20 protein-coding genes are annotated in these 19,935 nt (G+C 73.6%); 10 read left to right on the top strand and 10 right to left on the bottom strand.

Going from position 1 to position 19,935, the window contains the following annotated elements; genetic code table 11:
- Window positions 1-46 precede the first annotated feature (46 nt).
- Window positions 47-910: an EamA family transporter gene (locus OG357_RS33445; protein ID WP_329624661.1), complete on the top strand. Its 864-nt coding sequence runs from the start codon at window positions 47-49 to the stop codon at window positions 908-910.
- A 17-nt stretch (window positions 911-927) separates the two neighbouring features.
- Here OG357_RS33445 and OG357_RS33440 read toward each other — a convergent pair whose 3' ends face one another.
- Window positions 928-1,752 (bottom strand): acyltransferase, encoded by an 825-nt coding sequence (locus tag OG357_RS33440; RefSeq protein WP_329624660.1) that lies wholly within the window; start codon window positions 1,750-1,752, stop codon window positions 928-930.
- Between the two features lie 132 nt (window positions 1,753-1,884).
- Here OG357_RS33440 and OG357_RS33435 point away from each other — a divergent pair, with 132 nt between their 5' ends.
- Window positions 1,885-2,412, top strand: a complete 528-nt coding sequence (locus tag OG357_RS33435) for a gamma carbonic anhydrase family protein (RefSeq protein WP_329624659.1) — start codon at window positions 1,885-1,887, stop codon at window positions 2,410-2,412.
- 57 nt (window positions 2,413-2,469) lie between these two features.
- On the opposite strand, the gene OG357_RS33430 is transcribed toward OG357_RS33435, so the two are convergent.
- The 3 genes from OG357_RS33430 to OG357_RS33420 form a co-directional block, all read right to left on the bottom strand.
- The gene (locus tag OG357_RS33430; RefSeq protein ID WP_329624658.1) at window positions 2,470-3,129 is read right to left on the bottom strand and encodes a DedA family protein; all 660 of its coding nucleotides are present in this window, start codon (window positions 3,127-3,129) and stop codon (window positions 2,470-2,472) included.
- Window positions 3,130-3,195: 66 nt separating this feature from the next.
- Window positions 3,196-5,757 (bottom strand): beta-glucosidase family protein, encoded by a 2,562-nt coding sequence (locus tag OG357_RS33425; protein WP_329624657.1) that lies wholly within the window; start codon window positions 5,755-5,757, stop codon window positions 3,196-3,198.
- Window positions 5,758-5,915: 158 nt separating this feature from the next.
- On the bottom strand, window positions 5,916-6,368 hold the full coding sequence (locus tag OG357_RS33420) for a DUF4442 domain-containing protein (protein WP_317593645.1): 453 nt from the start codon (window positions 6,366-6,368) through the stop codon (window positions 5,916-5,918).
- Between the two features lie 82 nt (window positions 6,369-6,450).
- Between OG357_RS33420 and OG357_RS33415 the strand changes: the two genes are divergently transcribed.
- Both OG357_RS33415 and OG357_RS33410 read left to right on the top strand, forming a co-directional pair.
- On the top strand, window positions 6,451-7,596 hold the full coding sequence (locus OG357_RS33415; RefSeq protein WP_329624656.1) for a hypothetical protein: 1,146 nt from the start codon (window positions 6,451-6,453) through the stop codon (window positions 7,594-7,596).
- A 64-nt stretch (window positions 7,597-7,660) separates the two neighbouring features.
- On the top strand, window positions 7,661-9,013 hold the full coding sequence (locus OG357_RS33410; RefSeq protein WP_329624655.1) for an MFS transporter: 1,353 nt from the start codon (window positions 7,661-7,663) through the stop codon (window positions 9,011-9,013).
- Here OG357_RS33410 and OG357_RS33405 read toward each other — a convergent pair.
- Together OG357_RS33405 and OG357_RS33400 are read right to left on the bottom strand one after the other, a co-directional pair.
- Window positions 8,975-9,820, bottom strand: coding sequence for a spermidine synthase (locus tag OG357_RS33405; RefSeq protein WP_329624654.1), 846 nt, complete (start codon window positions 9,818-9,820; stop codon window positions 8,975-8,977). The two genes, OG357_RS33410 and OG357_RS33405, sit on opposite strands and share 39 nt — an antisense overlap.
- Window positions 9,821-9,854: 34 nt before the next feature.
- Window positions 9,855-10,553, bottom strand: coding sequence for a DNA alkylation repair protein (locus OG357_RS33400; RefSeq protein ID WP_329624653.1), 699 nt, complete (start codon window positions 10,551-10,553; stop codon window positions 9,855-9,857).
- A 103-nt stretch (window positions 10,554-10,656) separates the two neighbouring features.
- On the opposite strand from OG357_RS33400, the gene OG357_RS33395 reads away from it, so the two are divergent.
- Entirely contained in the window at window positions 10,657-11,430 is a 774-nt protein-coding gene (locus tag OG357_RS33395; protein ID WP_329624652.1) for a TVP38/TMEM64 family protein, read from the top strand.
- A 9-nt stretch (window positions 11,431-11,439) separates the two neighbouring features.
- Here OG357_RS33395 and OG357_RS33390 read toward each other — a convergent pair whose 3' ends face one another.
- A complete protein-coding gene (locus OG357_RS33390) occupies window positions 11,440-12,609 on the bottom strand; it encodes a thiolase family protein (RefSeq protein ID WP_329624651.1) in 1,170 nt (389 codons plus the stop codon).
- Between the two features lie 103 nt (window positions 12,610-12,712).
- Here OG357_RS33390 and OG357_RS33385 point away from each other — a divergent pair, with 103 nt between their 5' ends.
- Window positions 12,713-13,174, top strand: a complete 462-nt coding sequence (locus OG357_RS33385) for a winged helix-turn-helix transcriptional regulator (protein ID WP_329624650.1) — start codon at window positions 12,713-12,715, stop codon at window positions 13,172-13,174.
- Window positions 13,175-13,278: 104 nt separating this feature from the next.
- Window positions 13,279-14,151: an undecaprenyl-diphosphate phosphatase gene (locus OG357_RS33380; protein ID WP_329624649.1), complete on the top strand. Its 873-nt coding sequence runs from the start codon at window positions 13,279-13,281 to the stop codon at window positions 14,149-14,151.
- Between the two features lie 3 nt (window positions 14,152-14,154).
- On the opposite strand, the gene OG357_RS33375 is transcribed toward OG357_RS33380, so the two are convergent.
- The gene (locus OG357_RS33375) at window positions 14,155-14,748 is read right to left on the bottom strand and encodes a flavin reductase family protein (RefSeq protein ID WP_329624648.1); all 594 of its coding nucleotides are present in this window, start codon (window positions 14,746-14,748) and stop codon (window positions 14,155-14,157) included.
- Between the two features lie 81 nt (window positions 14,749-14,829).
- Here OG357_RS33375 and OG357_RS33370 point away from each other — a divergent pair, with 81 nt between their 5' ends.
- On the top strand, window positions 14,830-15,273 hold the full coding sequence (locus OG357_RS33370; protein ID WP_329624647.1) for a nuclear transport factor 2 family protein: 444 nt from the start codon (window positions 14,830-14,832) through the stop codon (window positions 15,271-15,273).
- Window positions 15,274-15,322: 49 nt separating this feature from the next.
- On the top strand, window positions 15,323-17,065 hold the full coding sequence (lnt, locus tag OG357_RS33365) for an apolipoprotein N-acyltransferase (RefSeq protein WP_329624646.1): 1,743 nt from the start codon (window positions 15,323-15,325) through the stop codon (window positions 17,063-17,065).
- Here lnt and OG357_RS33360 read toward each other — a convergent pair.
- Window positions 16,989-17,894 (bottom strand): Gfo/Idh/MocA family protein, encoded by a 906-nt coding sequence (locus tag OG357_RS33360; protein ID WP_329624645.1) that lies wholly within the window; start codon window positions 17,892-17,894, stop codon window positions 16,989-16,991. The genes lnt and OG357_RS33360 overlap by 77 nt on opposite strands.
- A 68-nt stretch (window positions 17,895-17,962) precedes the next feature.
- Entirely contained in the window at window positions 17,963-19,156 is a 1,194-nt protein-coding gene (locus tag OG357_RS33355) for an FAD-dependent monooxygenase (protein WP_329624644.1), read from the bottom strand.
- A 101-nt stretch (window positions 19,157-19,257) separates the two neighbouring features.
- Between OG357_RS33355 and OG357_RS33350 the strand changes: the two genes are divergently transcribed.
- On the top strand, window positions 19,258-19,905 hold the full coding sequence (locus tag OG357_RS33350) for a TetR/AcrR family transcriptional regulator (protein WP_329624643.1): 648 nt from the start codon (window positions 19,258-19,260) through the stop codon (window positions 19,903-19,905).
- Window positions 19,906-19,935 lie beyond the last annotated feature (30 nt).

Here is a 19,935-nt window from a genome sequence, read left to right as displayed (position 1 = left end):
TTCACTGCACTGTACTGCGTGCCGCCGCACGCGACTGCGAGGATCCATGACCGCCCTGTTCGCCCTGGCCACCGCCCTGCTGTGGGGTCTCGCAGACTTCGGCGGCGGACTGCTCACCCGTCGGATACCCGCCCTCACGGTCGTCGTGGTCTCCCAGACCCTCGCGGTCCTCGTCCTCGGCACCCTCGTCCTCGCGACCGGAGCGTGGACCGAGGCGGGCCCCCAGCTCTGGTACGCGGTCGGGGCCGGCGTCGTCGGCCCGGCGGCCATGCTCGCCTTCTACAAGGCACTGGCCCTCGGCCCCATGGGCGTGGTCTCGCCGCTCGGCTCGCTCGGCGTCGTCGTCCCCGTCTCGGTCGGCCTGTTCCTCGGCGACCGCCCCGGACTCCTCCAGCTCGCCGGCGTCGTCGTGGCGATCGCCGGCGTGGTACTCGCGGGCGGCCCGGAGCTGCGCGGTGCCCCCGTACAGCGCCAGGCGGTCTTCCTCACCCTGTTCGCGGCCTTCGGCTTCGGCTCGGTGATGGCCCTCATCGCGGAGTCCTCCACCACCGTCACCGGCCTGTTCCTCGCCCTCCTCGTCCAGCGCGTCACCAACGTCCTGGTGGGCGGCGGCGCCCTGTACGTCTCCGTGCGCCGCGGCGGCCGGGCCCTCCCGGAGGGCGGCCCCGGCGTCATCCGCGCGGCCCTCCCGGCCCTGGCCTTCGTCGGCCTCGCGGACGTCGCGGCCAACGGGACGTACGCGATCGCCGCCCAGCAGGGGCCGGTGGTGGTGGCCGCGGTCCTCGCCAGCCTCTACCCGGTCGTCACGGCCCTGGCGGCGTTCGCGGTCCTCAAGGAGCGCCTCCGCCCGGTCCAGGCGGCCGGCGCGGCCCTCGCCCTCGGCGGCACGGTCCTCCTGGCCGCGGCCTGACGGACCGAAAGGGCGTCCTAGGACGAGGTACCCGCCTGCTCGACCGCCACCTGGTCGACCGCCTCCACCTGGTCGACGGCCGCCGCCTGCTCGACCGCCTCCGCCTGCTCGACTTCCCAGGCCGCGAGCGCGGCGAGCTGTTCCGGCGTCACGTCCTCCGGGATCGGCTTGGGCGCCGGGGTGCGCAGCGGGGGCTGCCAGCCCTTCTCCGGATCCCAGCTGCGGACGACCCTCGCCGGGGCACCCGCCACCACCGAGTGGTCCGGCACCTCGCCGCGTACGACCGCGCCGGCGGCGACGACGACGTTCCGGCCGATGCGCGCGCCGGGCAGGATCACCGCTCCGGTGCCGAGCCAGCAGCCGGGGCCGATGGAGACGGGTTCCGAGCGGGGCCACTGGCGGCCGATGGGCTCGTCCGGGTCGTCGTAGCTGTGGTTGGTCGAGGTGATGTAGACGTACGGGCCGCAGTAGGTGTCCGAGCCGATGGTCACCGTCGTGTCGGCGATGACGTGGCTGCCGCGGCCGAGGACCACCCCGTCCCCGAGGGTCAGGACCGTCTCCGCGCCGAGGTCGAGGCCCGGCAGCATCCCCGCCGTCAGCGTGACCTGTTCGGCGATGATGCAGCACTCGCCGATCTCGATCCATCGCTCGCCGAAGACCGTGCCCTGCGGGAAGGCGAGGCGGGTCCCCGCGCCGAGGCGGCGGAAACGCAGCTTTCCCGGGTGCTCGGCGGTGACGGAACCGGCCTGCTGCGCCCAGCGCCAGCCGCTCTGTACGGCGCCGGCGACGATCCTGCGCCGCCAGGCGGCGAGGGATGAGAACGTGTTTCTGTTCCTGGGCACCCGGCCACGGTAGTCGGCGCCGTCGTGCCTGATCAGTTCGGTGCGCTGTGATGTCCGTCATGGGCACGGCATAGGGTGCGGCCGGGGGCCACCCCCGGGCGTGACACGACGGCTGACGATCAGGAGCGAACCATGGCAGAGGCGTTGATCAAGGGTGTGGGCGGTAAGGAGCCGCAGATCGACCCGACCGCGTTCACGGCCCCGACTTCCGTGGTGCTGGGCGAGGTGACCCTCGGCGCCCGCGCCAACATCTGGTATCACACGGTGCTGCGGGCGGACTGCGGTCCCATCGCGATCGGTGAGGACTCCAACATCCAGGACAACACCACGGTCCACGTCGACCCCGGCTTCCCCGTCTCGATCGGCGCCCGGGTGACCGTCGGCCACAACGCGGTCGTGCACGGCTGTGTGATCGAGGACGACGTGCTCGTCGGCATGGGCGCGACGGTCCTCAACGGCGCGCGGATCGGCGCGGGGTCGCTGGTCGCCGCGCAGGCGCTCGTCCCGCAGGGCATGGAGGTCCCGCCGGGTTCGCTGGTCGCGGGCGTCCCGGCGAAGGTCCGCCGACCGCTCACGGAGGAGGAGAAGGCGGGCATCAAGCTGAACGCCGAGGTGTACCTGCTGCTCGCCAAGGGCCACGCGGAGGCCTTCGAGGAGTGAGCCGGACGCGACGGAGGGCGGCACCCGCGCGGGGTACCGCCCTCCGTCCCGCTCGGGTCAGTCGCCGACGGCGACCGGCTCCGGCTCCGGCTCCACGGCGTCCTGCCGCTCCGCCGCCGCCTTCTTGGCGCGGTTCTTGATGATCAGCATCGAGGCGGCCCCGATCAGCACGGCGAGGACGAGGCCCAGCCAGGAGAAGCGCTTGAGCCAGGCCTCGGCGACGATGCCGACCGAGTAGATGACGGCCGTGGTGCCGCCGGCCCACAGGATGCCGCCGAAGACGTTGGCGATGAGGAACTTCCAGTACGGCATGTGCAGGACGCCCGCGAGGGGCCCGGCGAAGATGCGGAGCAGGGCGATGAAGCGGCCGAAGAAGACCGCCCACATGCCCCACTTCTGGAAGGAGCGCTCGGCGAGCGCGATGTTGGCCTCGCCGAAGTGTTTCGGGAACTTGTTCCCCAGCCAGGCGAGCAGGGGCCTGCCGCCCCTGCGGCCGATCGCGTAGCCGATCGAGTCGCCGATGATCGCGCCGGCGGTGGCGCAGGCACCGAGCACCCACGGGTTGATGTCACCGTGCTGCGAGGCGAGCAGCGCCGAGCTCACGAGCACGATCTCGCCGGGCAGCGGGATGCCCAGGCTCTCCAGACCGATCACCACGCCCACCAGCGCGTAGATCGCGACCGCCGGGATCGTCTCCAGCCATTCCTGCACGTGCAACGCGGTTCCTCCCGTATCGGCCGCCCGGCGTGCACCGCGTCGGGCACGCCGGGGCAGCCTACCCGGTCAGGAGGGGCGGACCTCGACGCCGACGGTGAGGCCGGGGTCGGCCGAGGAGGCACCGACGCGGACGGTCCGGCGGCCCGTGCCGAGCAGCCAGTCGTGCCGTGCGGTGTCCCAGGAGGACAGGGTGCGGGCCGTGACGTGGACGGTCACCCGCCGCCGTTCGCCGGCCGCGAGCTCCAGGCGGCGGTAGCCGGCGAGGGCGGAGTGCGGCTGGTCGATGCCGAGGGCGGTGAGGTCCGGGGAGGGGCCGATGTAGACCTGGGCTACCTCGACACCGTCCCGCCGGCCGGTGTTGCGGACGCTGAAGGTGACGTCGAGCCCTCCCGCACCGGCCTCCGTCCCGGGGCCGACGGTCAGGTCCTCGTACCGGAAGGTCGTGTACGAGAGCCCGTGCCCGAAGGGGAAGAGCGGCGTGACGCCCTGCGCCTCGTACCAGCGATGACCGACGTGGATGCCCTCCCCGTACTCCTCCACCCCGTCCACCCCCGGGTAGCGGCGCGGGTTCCCGGCGGTGGGGTGACGGTCCTCGGCGGCCGGGAAGGTCTGGGTGAGGCGCCCGCCGGGGTCGGCGTCGCCGAAGAGGACGGCCGTGGTGGCGGCCGCGCCCTCCTGCCCGGGGTAGTACATCTGGAGGACGGCGGCGGTCCGTTCCAGCCACGGCATGGTGACGGCCGACGAGGTGTTGAGGACGACGGTGGTACGGGCGTTGGCCGCCGTCACTGCCTCGATGAGGGCCTCCTGCCGGCCGGGGAGGGCGAGGGTCCCGCGGTCCTGGCCTTCGGTGGCGTCCTCGTAGGCGAAGAGCACGACGCTGTGCGCGGCGCGCGCGACCCGTACGGCCTCGGCCACGTCGGCGGCCCGGGTCGCCCCGGTCACCGCGCGGAGCCGGAACAGCTGCCCGGCGGGTCCGCCGTGGGCGGTGACGGTCAGCTTGTGCGGCCCGGCGGCGAGGCGCAGGGTGGTGCGCCGGACGTGGAGCCCGTCGGGCGCCCGGCCGAGGAGGCCGCCGACGAAGTACTCGGCGATGCCCTGCTTGACGGGGAAGAGCTCGGTGCCGTCGAGGGTGACGGTGGGCCGGGGGCCGCTGTAGTGGACGAGGAAGGTCCACTCGTCGGGGTCGGTGGCGGTGAGCGTGACCGTACGGGTCCAGGTGGCGCCGGCGGCGACGTCGACGCCTTCCAGGTCGACGGCGGGTGACAGCGGCGGCAGTGGCCGTCCGAAGAGGTCCTCGCCGAGGGCGTACGCGACGGAACCGTCCTCCCCGGCCCTGGTGCGGATCGTGTCCAGGGGTTTCGCCGCCGCGTCGGGCACGACATGGGCGCTGCCGCCGCCGCTGACGAAGGGCACGGTGGCCGTGGGGCCGATGACGGCGAGGGAGCGGGCGGCCGGGGCGGTGAGCGGCAGGGCTGCGCGCTCGTTGCGCAGGAGGGTCGCGCCCGCGGTGGCGACGCGCAGCGCGAGCCGGGCCCCGGAGGCGGCGTCCCTGGCCGGGCGCGACGGCGTGTCGTCGAGGAGCCCGAAGCGCTCGCGTACGGAGAGGATGCGGCGTACGGAGCGGTCGACCGCGGCCTCTTCGATCCGGCCCGCGCGAACGGCGTCCCGGAGCGCGGCGCCGTAGCGGGAGCCGCCGGGCATCTCCATGTCGAGGCCGGCGGCGAGCGCGGGACCGGTCGTGTGCACGGCGTTCCAGTCGCTCATGACCCAGCCGTCGAAGCCCCAGCGGTCCCGCAGGATGGCGGTGAGCAGGGTCGCGTTCTCGGCGGCGTGGACGCCGTCGACCTTGTTGTACGCGGCCATCACGGCGCCGGCCCCGGCGGCCACGGCGGCCTCGAAGGCGCGCAGCTCGGTCTCGTGCTGGGTCTGTTCGCCGGCGCGGACGTCGACTTTGGTGCGGTCGCGTTCCTGGTTGTTGAGGGCGAAGTGCTTGACGGTGGCGACGAGGCCCTCGGCCTGGATCCCGCGGATCTCCTCGGCGACGAGGTCGGCGGTGAGGAGCGGGTCCTCGGAGAAGGTCTCGAAGTTCCGTCCCGCGTACGGGGTGCGGATCAGGTTGGCCATGGGAGAGAGCAGCACGTCCTGGCCGAGGGCGCGGCCCTCGCGGCCGATGACCCGGCCGTAGGCGCGGGCGAGGCCGGGGTCGAAGGCGGCGGCGAGCATGACGGGCGCGGGCAGCGCGGTCGCGGTGCGCCGGACGCGGATCCCGGCGGGCCCGTCGGCGAGCCGGAGCGGCGGGATGCCGAGCCGGGGTACGCCGGGTACGTGGCCGGCCTGGCCGAGGCTCCCGGGGTCGGTGGCGCCGTGGAGGAGGGAGACCTTCTCGTCGAGGGTGAGCCGGGCGAGGAGGTCGTCGACCCGGCCGGCGGCGGGGGCGAGGGGTGTCGTCCGCCGGGGCCGCGTACCGGCCGCCGCGGGCGAGGCGGCGACCGCGAGGGCGGCGCCGCCGGTGAACGCGAGCAGCAGCGCCCGCCGGGACAGCCGCGGACCGCGCCGCCGGGACGCGGTGGGGACAGCGGGCTCTGGTTCCGCCGGTACGGCGGGGTCGGGTGACGGTTCGTCGGGCACGCGGCGGCTCCTCGGCACGGGGTGCGGGCCCGGCCCGGATATGTCCGTGCCCGTACCGCACTATGCGTGACGAGATGTCCGTTTCCGGGGCGGCAGCCCGGAACACGGCCGCCCCCGCACCCGAAGGGGGGTGCGGGGGCGGCGCGCGGCGTCCCTGGTCAGGCGTTCGGGCGCAGGGTCCAGACGACGGTCATCTCGCCGGTCACGGCGCCGTCCTCGCGGGTGATGTCGATCCGTACCGGGAACTCCGGCCGCTGTCCGGCGTCGAGTTCGGCGACGACGTCCGCCGCGGGGCGGCCCAGGGTCGCGGTGGCCGTGACGACGCCCATGGCCAGCTTCTTGTAGCCGATCTCGGCGCTGACGGCGAGCGGGACGGCGCGGGTCAGCTGGTCGCCGAAGGCGGCGAGCACGATCGCGCCGCTGGCGGACTCGGCCAGGGTGAACATCGCTCCGGCGTGCGGGCCGCCGACGTGGTTGTGGTAGGCGGGCTGGTCCGGCAGGCGCACGACGGCGCGCTCGGCGGTGGTCTCCAGGAACTCCAGCTTGAGGGTTCCGGCCATGGGGACCGTGGCGGCGAGCATCTCGCCGACGGTCATCTGGTCTGCGCTCATGGCCGTGATGTTACCCACCGGTAGCAGCCTTGGCCATCCCTCTCGTGGTCCTGCCGCCGCCACACCTCTATCGTTACTGGCCATGTGGCCAGGACAGCAGCCGCCCGGGGGCGAGCAGAACCCGCAGGACCAGAGTCAGAACCCCTACCAGCAGTCGGGGTACCAGCAGCCGAACCCGTATCAGCAGCCGCCGGCCCAGCCCGGTTATCCGCAGCAGCCGGCGCAGCCCGGCTATCCCCAACAGCCCACGCAGCCGGGCTACCCGCAGCAGGGGTACGGGCAGCAGGGCCACCCCCAGCAGCCCGGATACGGGCAGCCGAACCCGTACCAGCAGCCGACCGTCCCGCAGTACGCGGTACCGGGGCACGGTCCGGGGCAGCCCGGGATGCCCGGCGGCCCCGGCGGCGGCAAGAAGAAGACGACCCTCATCGCGATCGTCGCCGCGACCGCCGTGGTCGTCGCGGCCGGCGTCACCGGTTTCCTGGTGCTCTCCAACGACGACGACGGGAAGCCGACCGCCGACGGCAAGAACCCGTCCGTGTCGGCGCCGACGCCGCCGTCCGGCACGCCGTCCGAGGCCGAGGGGTCCTCCGCGCCGCCGCTCGACAACCCGCGTGACGGCGCCGCCCAGCAGCCGACCATCCCGGGCTGGAAGGTCGTCATCAACCCCAAGTACGGCACCCTGTTCGACGTACCGCCCGAGTGGGAGGTGCTGAAGCCGGGCATGATCAACGCGTTCGAGGACGAGAAGAAGAACGACGGCATGCCCCTCATGACGATGTCCAGCCCCTCTCTCTTCAAGAGCAAGTGGTGCACCTACGATTCCGACAAGAACGGAACCGAGGAGTCCTGGGGCCTGGGCACCGCGGGCACCAAGGGCGGCCAGGGCGCCAAAACCACGGCGGACGCCGCACGCGGCGAGGCCGGCTCGTGGGTGTGGGGTGCCTACGCCCAGCACATGCCCAAGAACACCATCAAGATGTCCAAGCCGGTGCCGTACACCACGGCGTCCGGGCTCACCGGCAGCATGGCGACCGCCACGGCGCCGGGCGTCAAGAAGCGCAACAAGTGCGAGACGGACGGCAAGTCGATCGCCTTCACCTTCAAGAACGCCAAGGGCGACTTCTCGACCTGGGTGCTCTACGGGGCCGACGGCGTCAAGGACGAGCTGCCGGACGCCACCATCAAGAAGATCCTCTCCACGGTCAGGCTCACCACCCCGTCCTGACGACGGCGTTCGCCGTCCGGATATCGGTTTGGCAGGAGGGGGAGGCGACAGGGATAGTCCCGGAGTGACGAATCCCGCCGCCTCCCCCGGCCGTACCCCCTTCGCCTCCCGCCGCCCCGAGTGGGCGGGCCGCAACTACGTCCTGCTCACCGCCGCCACGGTCGTGACCAACCTCGGCGCGCACGGCGCGCTGATCGCCACCACGTGGGCGGTCTTCGAGAGCGGGGGCAGCGCGGGCGACGTGGGACTCGTCGCGATGGCCCGGTTCCTGCCGCTCGTCCTCTTCCTGCTCATCGGCGGCGCGGTGGCCGACCGGATACCCCGTCACCACGTGATGGTCGCGGCCAACACCCTCAACTGCGTCTCGCAGGCCGTCTTCGCCGTCCTCGTGCTCTCGGGCGGGGCGCAGATCTGGCAGATGATGCTGCTCACCGCCCTCTGCGGCGCCGGGCAGGCCTTCTTCAACCCGGCGGCCGAGGGCATGCTGCTGACCAGCGTCACCGGGGAGCAGGCCGGCAAGGCGTTCGCCGTCTACCGCATGGCCATGCACGGCGCCGGAATCGGCGGCGCCGCGCTGGGCGGCGCGCTCGTCGCCTTCGTCGGGCCCGGCTGGGTCCTCGCGATCGACGCGCTCGCGTTCGCCGTCGCGGGCGGGCTGCGGGCCTTCCTCGACGTGAGCGGCACCCCCGAGCGGGCGCCGAGCGGCGGGCTCTTCGCCGATCTGAAGGAGGGCTGGCAGGAGTTCGTCGGGCGGCCGTGGCTGTGGTCGATCGTCGCCCAGTTCTCGGTGGTCGTGGGCCTGATCGGCGCGGTCGAGGCGGTGTTCGGACCGCTCGTCGCCCGGGACGAACTGGGCGGAGCCCGTCCGTGGGGCATCGCGCTCGCCGCGTACGGGGTGGGGACCGTCGCCGGCGCCGTCCTGATGACCCGGTGGAAGCCGCGCAGGCTGCTGTTCGTCGGCACGCTCTGCGTCTTCCCGATCGCGCTGCCGTCGGCGGCGCTCGCCGTACCGCTGGACGCGGTGGGGCTCACCCTCGCCATGTTCGTCAGCGGCGCGGCGATCGAGGTCTTCGGCGTCTCGTGGATGACGGCCCTGCACCAGGAGATCCCGGAGGAGAAGCTCTCCCGGGTCTCCGCCTACGACTGGTTCGGCTCCACCGCCCTCCTGCCGCTGTCCACGGCGCTCGCGGGCCCGGCCGAGAGCGCGTTCGGCCGGAGCGAGGCCCTGTGGGGCGCGGCGGCGCTGATGGTGCTCGTCACGGCACTGGTCCTGCTGGTGCCGGACGTACGGAACCTGACCCGCCGTTCGCACGGGAAGGAGGTCGCGGGCGCGAGCCCGGACACCGCGACGTCGGCGGAGACAGCGGCGGCCGTCGTCTCAGCCGATGCCGAAGGCGCCCTCCGGCGGAACGGGTGACGGTACGGCACCGGAGTCCAGGACCGGTTCCGCGTTCCCGGTGAACCGGTCGAGCGTCGCCCCGTGTTCCACGCGCGCGGGGAAGGCGTCCGCGGCGGCCCGCCGGGCGAGGTGGGCGATGTCGATCTCCCGGCCGGAGGCGACCAGGACCGCGTTCCCGAAGCGGCGGCCGCGCAGCACGGCCGGTTCGGCGACCAGGGCCAGTTCGGGGAAGACGGCGGCGAAGGTCGCGAGCTGGGAGCGGAGGAAGGCGAAGGGCGCTCCGTCGGCCAGGTTGGCGGCGTAGAGCCCGCCGGGCCGCAGGACGCGCCTGACCTCCCGGGCGTACTCGACGGAGGTGAGGTGCGCGGGCACCCGTGAGCCGCCGAAGACGTCGCCGACGATCAGATCGGCCGAGGCGTCCGGCGCCGCCTCAAGCCACAGCCGGGCGTCGGCGCCGTGCACGGTGACTCCCGAGCCCTCGGGCAGCGGCAGGTGCTCGGCGACGAGGGCGAGCAGCTCCCGGTCCGCCTCCACGACGTCCTGGCGCGAGCCGGGCCGGGTGACGGTGACGTACCGGGGAAGCGAGAGCGCCCCGCCGCCCAGGTGGAGGACGTCCAGTGGTTCGCCCTCGTCCGCGGCGCCGTCGACGACATGGGCCAGCCGGCGCGCGTACTCGAACTCCAGGTACGCCGGATCGTCCAGGTCGACGTACGACTGGGGGGCGCCGTCGACCGTCAGGAGCCACGCCTGCTCCCGGTCCACGTCGGGCATGAGGCGCGCGGTGCCCTGGTCGACCTCGCGGATGACGGGGATGTGCTCGTTCACGCTCTCATTGTGCCGGTGCTCCCCGTAAGGAACGTCAGTCGAGGTTCTTGAGGGCCTCACGGACCGAGAGCGGGGAGAGCAGGGAGCGGTTCCCGGCGACGAAGGCGCGCACCTCGCCGGGGGCGGTCTTGCCGTACTCGCGCAGGCTCCAGCCGATCGCCTTGCGGACGAAGAAGTCGGGGTGGGCCGCGCGGCGCAGGCAGTAGGCGAAGAGCCGGTCGGCGTCGGTCGCGTCCTTGAAACGGAGCTGGTGGAGGAGCGCGGTGCGGGCCACCCACAGGTCCTCGTCCTCGATCCACTCGTCCATGCGGGCCGCGAGGGCCGGGTCGGCCGCGACGAGGCCGCCGACGACGTGGGCCGCGAGGTGGTCGACGGTGTCCCACCAGGAGACGGTGGTGACAAGCCGGCGGGCGACGGGCAGGAAGCCGGAGGAGCAGCGCTTCACATGGCGGCGGAGGTAGTCGACGGCGAAGTAGTGGTACTCGCGCTCCGGCAGGGCGAAGCAGCGCAGGGCGATCGCGGTGCAGTCGTCCTCGTCGGGGCGGGGGGTGCCGTCGAGGACGGTGCGGGACAGGGCACGGCGCTCGGGGGTCCGTACGCCGAGGAAGGGGGCGACGCCCTTCATGTACGCGACCATCTCCTGCGCCCGGAAGGGGTTGCCCGCGGCCGGGTAGACGGTGGTGAGCCGGTCCAGGACGGTGTCGGCGAGGGCGCTGCCGGGGACGTCGGTCATGGAGCGCTCCCTGTCACCATTCACGGCGCGGTCCGGGCTCCGGCCCGGACGGACATGACGCACATTACGGCGATCATACGGACCCGTCCGCTACTCTCCCCGAATGCTCGCTCCCGTGCCCCGGCCGCCGGGCTCCCTCGCCGTCCGCTGCTCCCAGGTCCTGCTCTCGCCGCGTTCGCGGCTCTCGATGCTCGCCCTGCTGCTGCTCTGCGCGGCGGGGCTCGTGCTGCTGTACGAGCCCCAGCGGCTGTTGTCGTCGGGCTGGCCGCAGCAGACGAGCGGCGCGGGCGCGGTCCTGCTCTTCGGCGTCGCGTACGGCGTGTGCACGGCGGCTTTCGTGCCGCGCCCTGTGCTGAACCTGGCGGCGGGCGCGCTGTTCGGCTCCGTGGCCGGTCTGACGGCGGCGGTGGCGGGGACGGTGCTCGGCGCCGGGATCGCCTTCACCCTCGGCCGGTTCCTGGGACAGGACGCGCTGCGGCCGTTCGTCAAGGGCCGCTGGCTGACGGCGGCGGACGGGCAGCTGAGCCGGCACGGCTTCCGCTCGATGCTGGCGATCCGGCTCTTCCCGGGGGTCCCGTTCGCGGCGGCCAACTACTGCGCGGCCGTCTCCCGGATGCGGTACGTGCCGTTCCTCCTGGCGACGGCGATCGGCACCGTGCCGAACACGGCGGCGTACGTGATCGCCGGCGCCCAGGCCGGTTCACCGGGGTCGCCGGCCTTCCTCTTCTCCGCGGGGTTCATCGTCCTGTCGGGTCTGGGCGCGGCGGTGGTGGCCTGGCGCAAGCGCCACGGCCTGCGGGCTCCGGCCCCGGCCTGTGTCCTGGACCCGGCTGCGGCTCCCGCCCGGGAGCCGCAGCCGGTCGGTACGGCTCCGTAGTCCGGCGCTTCAGAGCGCCTCGACGATCATCGCGTTCGCGAGGCCGCCCGCCTCGCACATCGCCTGGAGGCCGTAGCGGGCACCCCGGGCCCGCAGGGCGTGGACGAGGGTCGTCGCGATGCGGGTGCCGCTGGCGCCGAGCGGATGCCCCAGCGCGACGGCCCCGCCGTGGACGTTGACCCTGGCCGGGTCGGCGCCGGTCTCCTGCTGCCAGGCGAGCACGACGCTCGCGAAGGCCTCGTTGATCTCGAAGAGGTCGATGTCGGCGAGGGAGAGGCCCGCGCGGCGCAGGACCTTCTCCGTGGCGGGGATGACGCCGGTGAGCATCAGGAGCGGGTCCGAGCCGGTCACGGCGAAGCTGTGCAGCCGGGCGAGGGGCCGCAGGCCGAGGCTACGGGCCGTGTCGGCGGCCATGACGAGCACTGCGGACGCTCCGTCGTTGACCGGGCTGCTGTTGCCGGCGGTGACGGACCAGTCGATCTGCGGGAAGCGGGCGGCGAAGCCGGGGTCCTCGAAGGCGGGCCGGAGCCCGGCGAGGATCTCGGGAGTGGTCGTCGGGCGCACCGACTCGTCGCGGCGGACGCCCTCGTACGGGACGGCCTCGGCGTCGAAGAGTCCGGCCTCCCAGGCACGCGCCGCCTTGGTGTGCGAGCCGGCGGCGAACTCGTCCATGGCCTCGCGGCCGATCGACCACTTGGCGGCGATGAGCTCGGCGCTCACGCCCTGCGGGACGAGCCCCTCGGGGTAGCGCTCGGCGACGCCGGGCCCGAAGGGATCGGCGCCGGGCGGCACGTTGGACCACATCGGGACCCGGCTCATGGACTCGACCCCGCAGGCGACGGCGATGTCGTACGCCCCCGAGAGGACGCCCTGGGCGGCGAAGTGGACGGCCTGCTGGGAGGAGCCGCACTGCCGGTCGACGGTGGTGGCGGGCACGGACTCGGGGAAGCCGGCGCCGAGCCAGGCGTAGCGGGTGGTGTTCATGGCCTGCTCGCCGACCTGGTCGACCGTGCCGCCGATCACGTCGTCGACGAGGGCGGGGTCGATGCCGCTGCGTTCGATCAGGGCGCGCAGCGTGTGGGAGAGAAGGGCGACGGGGTGGACGTGGGACAGGGCTCCCCCGGCCTTGCCCTTTCCCATCGGCGTACGGACGGCTTCGACGATGACGGCGTCACGCATGACCAACTCCTGAGTTGGAAAAGTGGACCAACACTCGTCGGTAACATATCCCAGTGAGTTGGATTTTCAAACCCTCCCTCTCGCCCTGCCCTACGCTGATCCCATGAAGGCCGCCCCCCGCCCCTGCTCGATCGCCGACACCCTCGCGCTCGTCGGCGAGAAGTACGCGCTGCTCGTCCTGCGCGAGGTCTCCCTCGGCGTGCACCGCTTCGACCGGATCGCGCGCAACACCGGGGCACCGCGCGACATCCTCACCGCCCGTCTCAAGCGGCTCGTCGAGGCCGGGATCCTGGAGCGGGTGCCGTACAGCGAGCGTCCGCAGCGCTTCGAGTACCGGGCGACGGCCGCCGGCGAGGAGCTCCAGCCCGTCCTCGTGACCCTGATGGCCTGGGGCGACCGCCACCTCAACGACAACGACCGCCCCGTCGTCCTGGAGCACGACTGCGGCGAGTTCCTCAGCCCCCGGCTCGTCTGCGCCCACTGCGGCGGCGAGGCCGACCGCCGGAGCCTCCGCGCGCACGTCCGGGCGCCGGGATGGACGGCCGCAGGCCCTCGCGAGGCCTGATCACGGGAGCATCACGGACCTGATCCCGGGCTCGTCACTTCGGGACGGTACGCTGCGCTCGACCTTCTGACCGCACACGTACATAACGGGACGGCCCTAGCCCCATGAGTTGGTTCGAATCGTTCATCCTCGGACTCGTACAGGGGCTGACGGAGTTCCTTCCCATCTCCTCCAGCGCGCACCTGCGGCTGACCGCGGCCTTCGCGGGCTGGCACGACCCGGGTGCGGCCTTCACCGCGATCACCCAGATCGGCACGGAGACGGCCGTCCTGATCTACTTCCGCAAGGACATCGCGCGGATCGTCTCGGCCTGGTTCCGCTCCCTCACCGACAAGTCGATGCGCTCCGACCACGACGCCCAGATGGGCTGGCTGGTCATCGTCGGCTCGATCCCGATCGGCGTCCTCGGCATCACGCTCAAGGACCAGATCGAGGGCCCCTTCCGCGACCTGCGGCTGATCGCGACCACCCTGATCGTCATGGGCATCGTCCTCGGTGTCGCGGACCGGCTGGCCGCGCGGGACGAGGCCGGCGGCCGCCACCGGGTGGTCCGCGACCGCAAGACGCTCAAGGACCTCGGCGTGAAGGACGGCCTGATCTTCGGCATCTGCCAGGCCATGGCGCTGATCCCGGGCGTCTCCCGCTCGGGCGCGACGATCTCCGGCGGTCTGCTCATGGGCTACACCCGCGAGTCCGCCGCCCGCTACTCCTTCCTCCTCGCGATCCCGGCGGTCCTCGCCTCGGGCGCGTACGAGCTGAAGGACGCGGGCGAGGGGCACGTCTCCTGGGGCCCGACGATCTTCGCCACGATCATCGCGTTCTTCGTCGGCTACGCGGTGATCGCCTGGTTCATGAAGTTCATCACCACCAAGAGCTTCATGCCCTTCGTGATCTACCGCATCCTGCTGGGCATCCTGCTGTTCATCCTGGTCGGCACGGACGTCCTCAGCCCGCACGCGGGCGAGTCCGCGGGCTGACGCTCAGCCCTGGTAGGGCACCCGGGCGATCTCCTTGATGCCGCCCAGGGTGCCCCACTCGTTCTTGCCTAGCCGGGTCAGCGGGCGCATCAGCGCCATCTCGGGATGGCCGTCGACCATGACCGACTCGTCGACGGCCGCGTGCACCACCCGGCCGAAGACGACCGTCGAGTCGCCGATCCGCACCGTGCTGTGCAGCTCGCACTCGAGCGCCACCGACGACCGGGCCACCCGTGGCGGCTTCACCCGCAGGCTCGCTTCCCGCTCGACGCCGCAGGCATCGAACTCGCTCATCCCGTGCGGGAAGTCGGTCGCCGTGGCGTTGATCTGCTCGAAGAGCCCCTCGGGGGCGAGATTGACCACGAACTGCCCCGTCTCCTCCACGTTCCGCAGGGAGTCCTTGCGTCCCACCGACGTGAACTGCACGACCGGCGGCGTGACCGAGGCGATGGTGAAGAAGGAATGCGGGGCGAGGTTGTCCGTCCCGTCCGCCGAGGACGTGGAGACCCAGGCGATCGGCCGGGGCACGACGGTGGCGGTGAGCAACCGGTAGAAGGCCGTCCGGTCGGTCAGTTCGGGATCTATGTTCACGCGCATGCCCGCCAGTATGACCGCGCCCCGGAAGTCGCTGCCCGCACGCCCCTTGGCGCCGGGACCCCGCTGCCCGAGACTGAACCGATGACGCAGCGCGTGGACCTCGCGACCGTGATGGACCGGCTCGCCATCGACGACCTCATCACCGGCTACGCGGCGGCCGTGGACGACGCCGACTGGACCGGCTACCGGGCCCTCTTCACCCGGGACGGCCGGGCCGACTACCGCGGCTCGGGCGGGATCGAGGGCCCGGCGGCCGAGGTCGCCGACTGGCTCGCCGAGACCATGACCCTCTTCCCCGTACGCCAGCACCTCATCGTGAACCGGCGGGTCCTCTTCCGTGAGGCGGGCGGCTACCAGGAGTCCGGGGACGGCGCGGACGTCCGCGCCGACTACGTGAACCCGATGCGATTCGCCACCGGCGAGGACTTCATCTGCGGCGGCCGCTACGCCTTCGCGGCGCTGCGCACCGCCGACGGCTGGCGGCTCTCCTCGGTCGTCGTCGACGAGCGGTGGCGCCGCCACTGACCCGGCGGTCCGCACGGGGTGACACTGAAGGCTAGGGCGGGAGGCCGCCATGCGCATGCCGTTCGTGAACCGGAACCGGGAACGAGGCCGCGACCGGGACCGGGCCGGGGACCGGGAACGGGACCGGGCTCGGGACCGGGACCGGGACCGGGCCGGGGACCGGGAACGGGACCGGGCCGCGGAGGACTCCGACCGGGAGCCCGCACCGGGCCCGGGCCGCGTCCCGGCTCGGCGGCGCGGCCTCGTGCGTTCCCTGGTCGCCGTCGGCTGCGGCGCGCTCCCCGCACTCGCGTTCCCCGCACCCGGGCTCTGGTGGTGGGCGTACCTGGCGCTCGTCCCGTGGCTGCTCCTGATCCGTACGGCTCCGGGGGCACGCCGCGCGGGGCTGGACGGCTGGCTGGGCGGGGCCGGCTTCGTGCTCGCCGTCCATCACTGGCTGCTGCCCAGCCTGCACGTCTTCCTCCTGCCGCTCGCCGCGCTGCTCGGCCTGCTGTGGCTGCCGTGGGGGTGGCTCGTACGCTCCCTGCTCGGCGGGGCGCCGTCAGCTCTGCGGGGCGCCGCCGCCCTGCTCGCGGTGCCCTCCGGCTGGCTGCTGATCGAACTGGTCCGCTCCTGGGAGGGCCTCGGCGGGCCCTGGGGGCTGCTCGGCGCGAGCCAGTGGGAGGTGCCGGCGGCGCTGCGGCTCGCCTCGGTCGGCGGGGTGTGGCTGGTGAGCCTGCTCGTGGTGGCGGCGAACACGGCCGTGGCCCTGCTCGTCGCGGTGCCGGGGCTGCGTGCCGTCGGGGTCGCGGGGCTCGCCGCGTGCGCGCTCGTGGCGGGCTCGGCGGCCTGGGGCGTCGGGGCGCCGAGCGAGCGCGGGACGGTGCGTGTGGCCCTCGTGCAGCCGGGGGTCCTCGACGGTGCGGACGGGGCCGAGCGGCGGTTCGCCCGCGCCGAGGAGCTGACCCGTTCGCTCGCGGGGCAGCGTCTCGACCTGGTGGTCTGGGGCGAGAGCGGTGTCGGCGCCGATCCGGCCGGGCGGCCCGATCTCGCGGCCCGGCTCACCGCCCTGGCGAGGGCCGTCGACGCGCCGCTCCTGGTGAACGTGGACGCGCGCGCCGCCGATCGCCCGGGCATCTTCAAGAGCGCCGTCCTGGTGGGCCCGGCCGGGCTCACCGGCGAGCGGTACGACAAGATGCGGCTCGTGCCGTTCGGCGAGTACGTCCCGGCGCGCGGGGTCCTGGGGTGGGTGACGTCGGTCGGCGAGGCGGCCCAGGAGGACCGGCGACGGGGCAGCGCGCCCGTGGTGATGACGCTGCCCGCCGGCGCGGAGGGCGCGGGGCTGCGGATCGGGCCGCTGATCTGCTTCGAGTCGGCGTTCCCCGACATGAGCCGGCGGCTCGTCCGGGACGGTGCCGGGCTCCTGGTCGTCCAGTCGGCGACCAGCACTTTCCAGGAGAGCTGGGCGCCCGCCCAGCACGCGTCCCTGGCGGCGCTTCGGGCTGCGGAGACGGGCCGGCCCGTCGTGCATGCGACGCTCACCGGGGTCAGCGCCGCGTACGGTCCCGACGGCCGCCGGATCGGACCCGTCCTCGGCACGGACGCGAGCGCCGTCGCCGTGCGCGAGCTGCCGCTCTCGACGACGACGACGGGCTATGTCCGGTGGGGCGACTGGACGTTGTACGGGGCGGTGGCCGTGGTGGGCGTCGTGTGCGCCGCCGAGGGCGCGGGTGCTCTCACGAAGCCTGGAGCAGGGCCTCGCGGACCACGCGCTCGCACAGCTCGTGGGTCAGCAGGGCGTCGCGCGCGCTGAGCACCCGGCCCTCCCGTACGGAGTCGAGGAAGGCGAGCACGGCCTGCTCGATCCCGCGCTGGCGGGCCACCGGCACCCAGTCGCCGCGCTTGCGTACCGTCGGCTGGCCCTTGTGGTCGACGACGTCGGACAGGTTGAGGACCTGGCGCTTGGTGTCCTGGCCCGAGACCTCCAGGATCTCCTCGGTGGAGCCGTTCATCCGGTTCATCATGCCGATGGCGGTGAAGCCGTCACCGGAGAGCTGGAGCACGACGTGGTGCATGAGCCCCTCGCGGATCCGGGCACGCACGTCGACGTGCTCGATCTCGCCGGGGAGGAGGAAACGCAGGGTGTCGACGACGTGGATGAAGTCGTCGAGGACCAGCGTGCGCGGGTCCTCGGGCAGGCCGATCCGGTTCTTCTGCAGGAGGATCAGCTCGCGCGGGTGCTCGGCGCACTGGGCGTAGGAGGGCGCGAGGCGCCGGTTGAAGCCGACGGCGAGGCCGACCGAACGCTTCTCCGCGAGCTCCACGATCCGCTCGGAGTCCGCGTAGTCGTAGGCGAGGGGCTTGTCGACGTACGTGGGGACGCCCGCCTCGATGAGGCGGGCGGCGATCTCGGCGTGGACGGCGGTCGGCGCGTGGACGAAGGCCGCGTCGAGTCCGGCGGCGAGCAGCGAGTCGAGGTCGCGGTGGCGCTGCGCGGCGGCCAGGTGGAGGGAGTCGGCGACCCGGTCCAGGGTCGCGGCGGTGCGGGTCTGGAGGTGGAGTTCGACCCCGGGGAGGGTGGCGAGGACGGGGAGGTACGCCTTCTGCGCGATGTCGCCGAGTCCGATGCAGCCAACCTTCACGGGGTCTCCCTTGTCGTGTCGCTCGTGTCCACCGGCCGCGCTCGCGCGCGCCGTTCGCGCTGGTCAGCTTACGCGGGCCGGGCGGGAGCCACCGGCGGGTGCCAGTCGGCGATGCCGTCGAAGCCGCGCAGGATCAGTCCCGGGCCGAAGCGGGAGACGGCGCCGACGAGTGCGGAGCGCAGGGCGACGGCGGGCCGGGCGGAGAGCAGGGTGACCGCTCCGGTGCGGGCGGCCTTGCGGACGATGGCGGTGGTGCGCGGCAGCCGGTCGGCGGTGTACGCGGCGAGCGCGCGGCCGGGTGTGAAGCCGGGCGCGGAGCCGGCGTGGTGGGCGAGGACGACGGCGTCCTCGATGGCCTGGTTCCCGCCCTGGCCGAGGCTCGGCATCATCGCGTGCGCCGCGTCGCCGAGGAGCGCGACCCGGCCCCGGTGGAAGGCGGGCAGCGGATCGGGCAGGTGGTGGACGTCGTGGCGCAGGACCTGGCCGGGGTCGACGGCCGCGAGGATCTCGGGGACGGGGTGGTGCCAGTCGCCGAAGAGGCGCAGGAGCTCGGCCTTCTCGTCGTCGGGGGCACGGCTGCCCGCGGGGGCGGCGGCCATGGCGTACGCGTAGATCCGGCCGTCCTTGAGGGGCTGGGTGCCCCAGAGGCGTCCGGCGCCCCAGGTCTCGTGCGGGGCGAAGGGCCGTGCGGGGGCGGGGACGACGACCCGCCAGGTGGTGCAGCCGGCGTACCGGGGTCCTGGATGCTCGGGGAAGAGCGCGTGGCGGGTCGCGGACCGGATGCCGTCGGCGGCGACGACGAGTTCGGCCTCGATCGCGCCGTCCGGGGTGGTCAGCCTGGCGGGGCGCAGGTCGTCGCCGGGGTCGGCGAGCGTGGCGGCCGCTCCGGTGCGGACCGTGCCCTCGGGGAGGGCCGAGGCGAGGATCTCGACGAGGGTGGCGCGGTGGAGGAGGACGAGCGGCCCGCCGAAGCGCTCGGCGGCGGCCTGGGCGTTCGTCCGGGCGAGCCAGCGGCCGTCGGGGGCGCGCATGCCGCCGTCGCCCTGCCAGGCGGCGAGGTCGCGGACACGGTCGCCGAGACCGATGACGTCCAGGGCGCGCTGGGAGTTGGGGGCGAGGCCGATTCCGGCGCCGACGGGTGCGAGGTCGGCGGCGCGCTCCAGGACGGTGACCTGCCAGCCCTCGCGGTGGAGGGCGACGGCGGCGGTGAGTCCACCGATTCCGGCTCCGACGACGACGGCGCGGCGCTGTTGCTGCGGCATGGCTGCTCCCGGAGTACGCAACTACAGATGTAGTAAGTCCGACAGTGCGACCGTACTACAGGTGTAGTCAGGCAGGTAGTGGGCGGTAGTAGGTTGGCCCCATGAGCGCACCGACCGCCCCCGTCCCGGACACCCCCGCTTCGCGCGCCTCCCGCGCCGAGCGGATCGGCGACGCCGCCCTCGACCTCCTCGTCGAGCGGGGCATGCGGGGCCTGACGCACCGCGCCGTGGACGAACGGGCCGGGCTGCCGCAGGGGTCGACCTCGAATCACGCCCGCACCCGTCAGGCGCTCCTGGAGACGGCCGTCCGCCGCCAGGTCCACTGGGAGGCGCGCGTACTGACCCCGGACGAGCTGCCGGGCAGCGGCGGCCCGGACGCCCCGGACGCCGGCACGCCCCCGACCGCCGACGACCTCGCGGACGCGCTCGCCCTCGCCCTGCACCGCTACCTCACGGACCACCGCGCGCTGCTGGTCTCCCGCTACGAACTGGCCCTTGAGGCCACCCGCCGCCCCGAGCTCCGCGCCTTCTTCGACGCCGCGGGCGCCGCCTTCCGCGGCCCGCTGGTCGCGATGATGACGGCGGCCGGCTCACCGGCGCCCGAGCGGCACGCGCTCTCCGTGGTCGCCTGGTGCGAGGGCCTGATGTTCTCCTGCGCCGCCGGTTCCTTCCACGCCGCCGTGCCCGGCCGCGCGGAACTGCGCACCGGCTTCGACGAGTTGCTGCGGGGCATGCTCGGCACCGCCTGACGGGCGCCGAGCGGGTCCGGGGCACGGCCC

This window comes from Streptomyces sp. NBC_01255 (genome assembly GCF_036226445.1).
Taxonomy (GTDB): Bacteria; Actinomycetota; Actinomycetes; order Streptomycetales; family Streptomycetaceae; genus Streptomyces.
This window is presented reverse-complemented; position numbering and strand designations above follow the sequence as displayed.

Coding starts and splice junctions, on each gene's coding strand:
- OG357_RS33420 (WP_317593645.1), bottom strand. CDS start 6,368: ATGAGCGCAGACCAGATGACCGTCGGCGAGATGCTCGCCGCCACGGTC.
- lnt (WP_329624646.1), top strand. CDS start 15,323: ATGCGCATGCCGTTCGTGAACCGGAACCGGGAACGAGGCCGCGACCGG.
- OG357_RS33395 (WP_329624652.1), top strand. CDS start 10,657: ATGCTCGCTCCCGTGCCCCGGCCGCCGGGCTCCCTCGCCGTCCGCTGC.
- OG357_RS33390 (WP_329624651.1), bottom strand. CDS start 12,609: ATGCGTGACGCCGTCATCGTCGAAGCCGTCCGTACGCCGATGGGAAAG.
- OG357_RS33375 (WP_329624648.1), bottom strand. CDS start 14,748: ATGCGCGTGAACATAGATCCCGAACTGACCGACCGGACGGCCTTCTAC.
- OG357_RS33355 (WP_329624644.1), bottom strand. CDS start 19,156: ATGCCGCAGCAACAGCGCCGCGCCGTCGTCGTCGGAGCCGGAATCGGT.
- OG357_RS33445 (WP_329624661.1), top strand. CDS start 47: ATGACCGCCCTGTTCGCCCTGGCCACCGCCCTGCTGTGGGGTCTCGCA.
- OG357_RS33415 (WP_329624656.1), top strand. CDS start 6,451: ATGTGGCCAGGACAGCAGCCGCCCGGGGGCGAGCAGAACCCGCAGGAC.
- OG357_RS33380 (WP_329624649.1), top strand. CDS start 13,279: ATGAGTTGGTTCGAATCGTTCATCCTCGGACTCGTACAGGGGCTGACG.
- OG357_RS33350 (WP_329624643.1), top strand. CDS start 19,258: ATGAGCGCACCGACCGCCCCCGTCCCGGACACCCCCGCTTCGCGCGCC.
- OG357_RS33370 (WP_329624647.1), top strand. CDS start 14,830: ATGACGCAGCGCGTGGACCTCGCGACCGTGATGGACCGGCTCGCCATC.
- OG357_RS33400 (WP_329624653.1), bottom strand. CDS start 10,553: ATGACCGACGTCCCCGGCAGCGCCCTCGCCGACACCGTCCTGGACCGG.
- OG357_RS33385 (WP_329624650.1), top strand. CDS start 12,713: ATGAAGGCCGCCCCCCGCCCCTGCTCGATCGCCGACACCCTCGCGCTC.
- OG357_RS33435 (WP_329624659.1), top strand. CDS start 1,885: ATGGCAGAGGCGTTGATCAAGGGTGTGGGCGGTAAGGAGCCGCAGATC.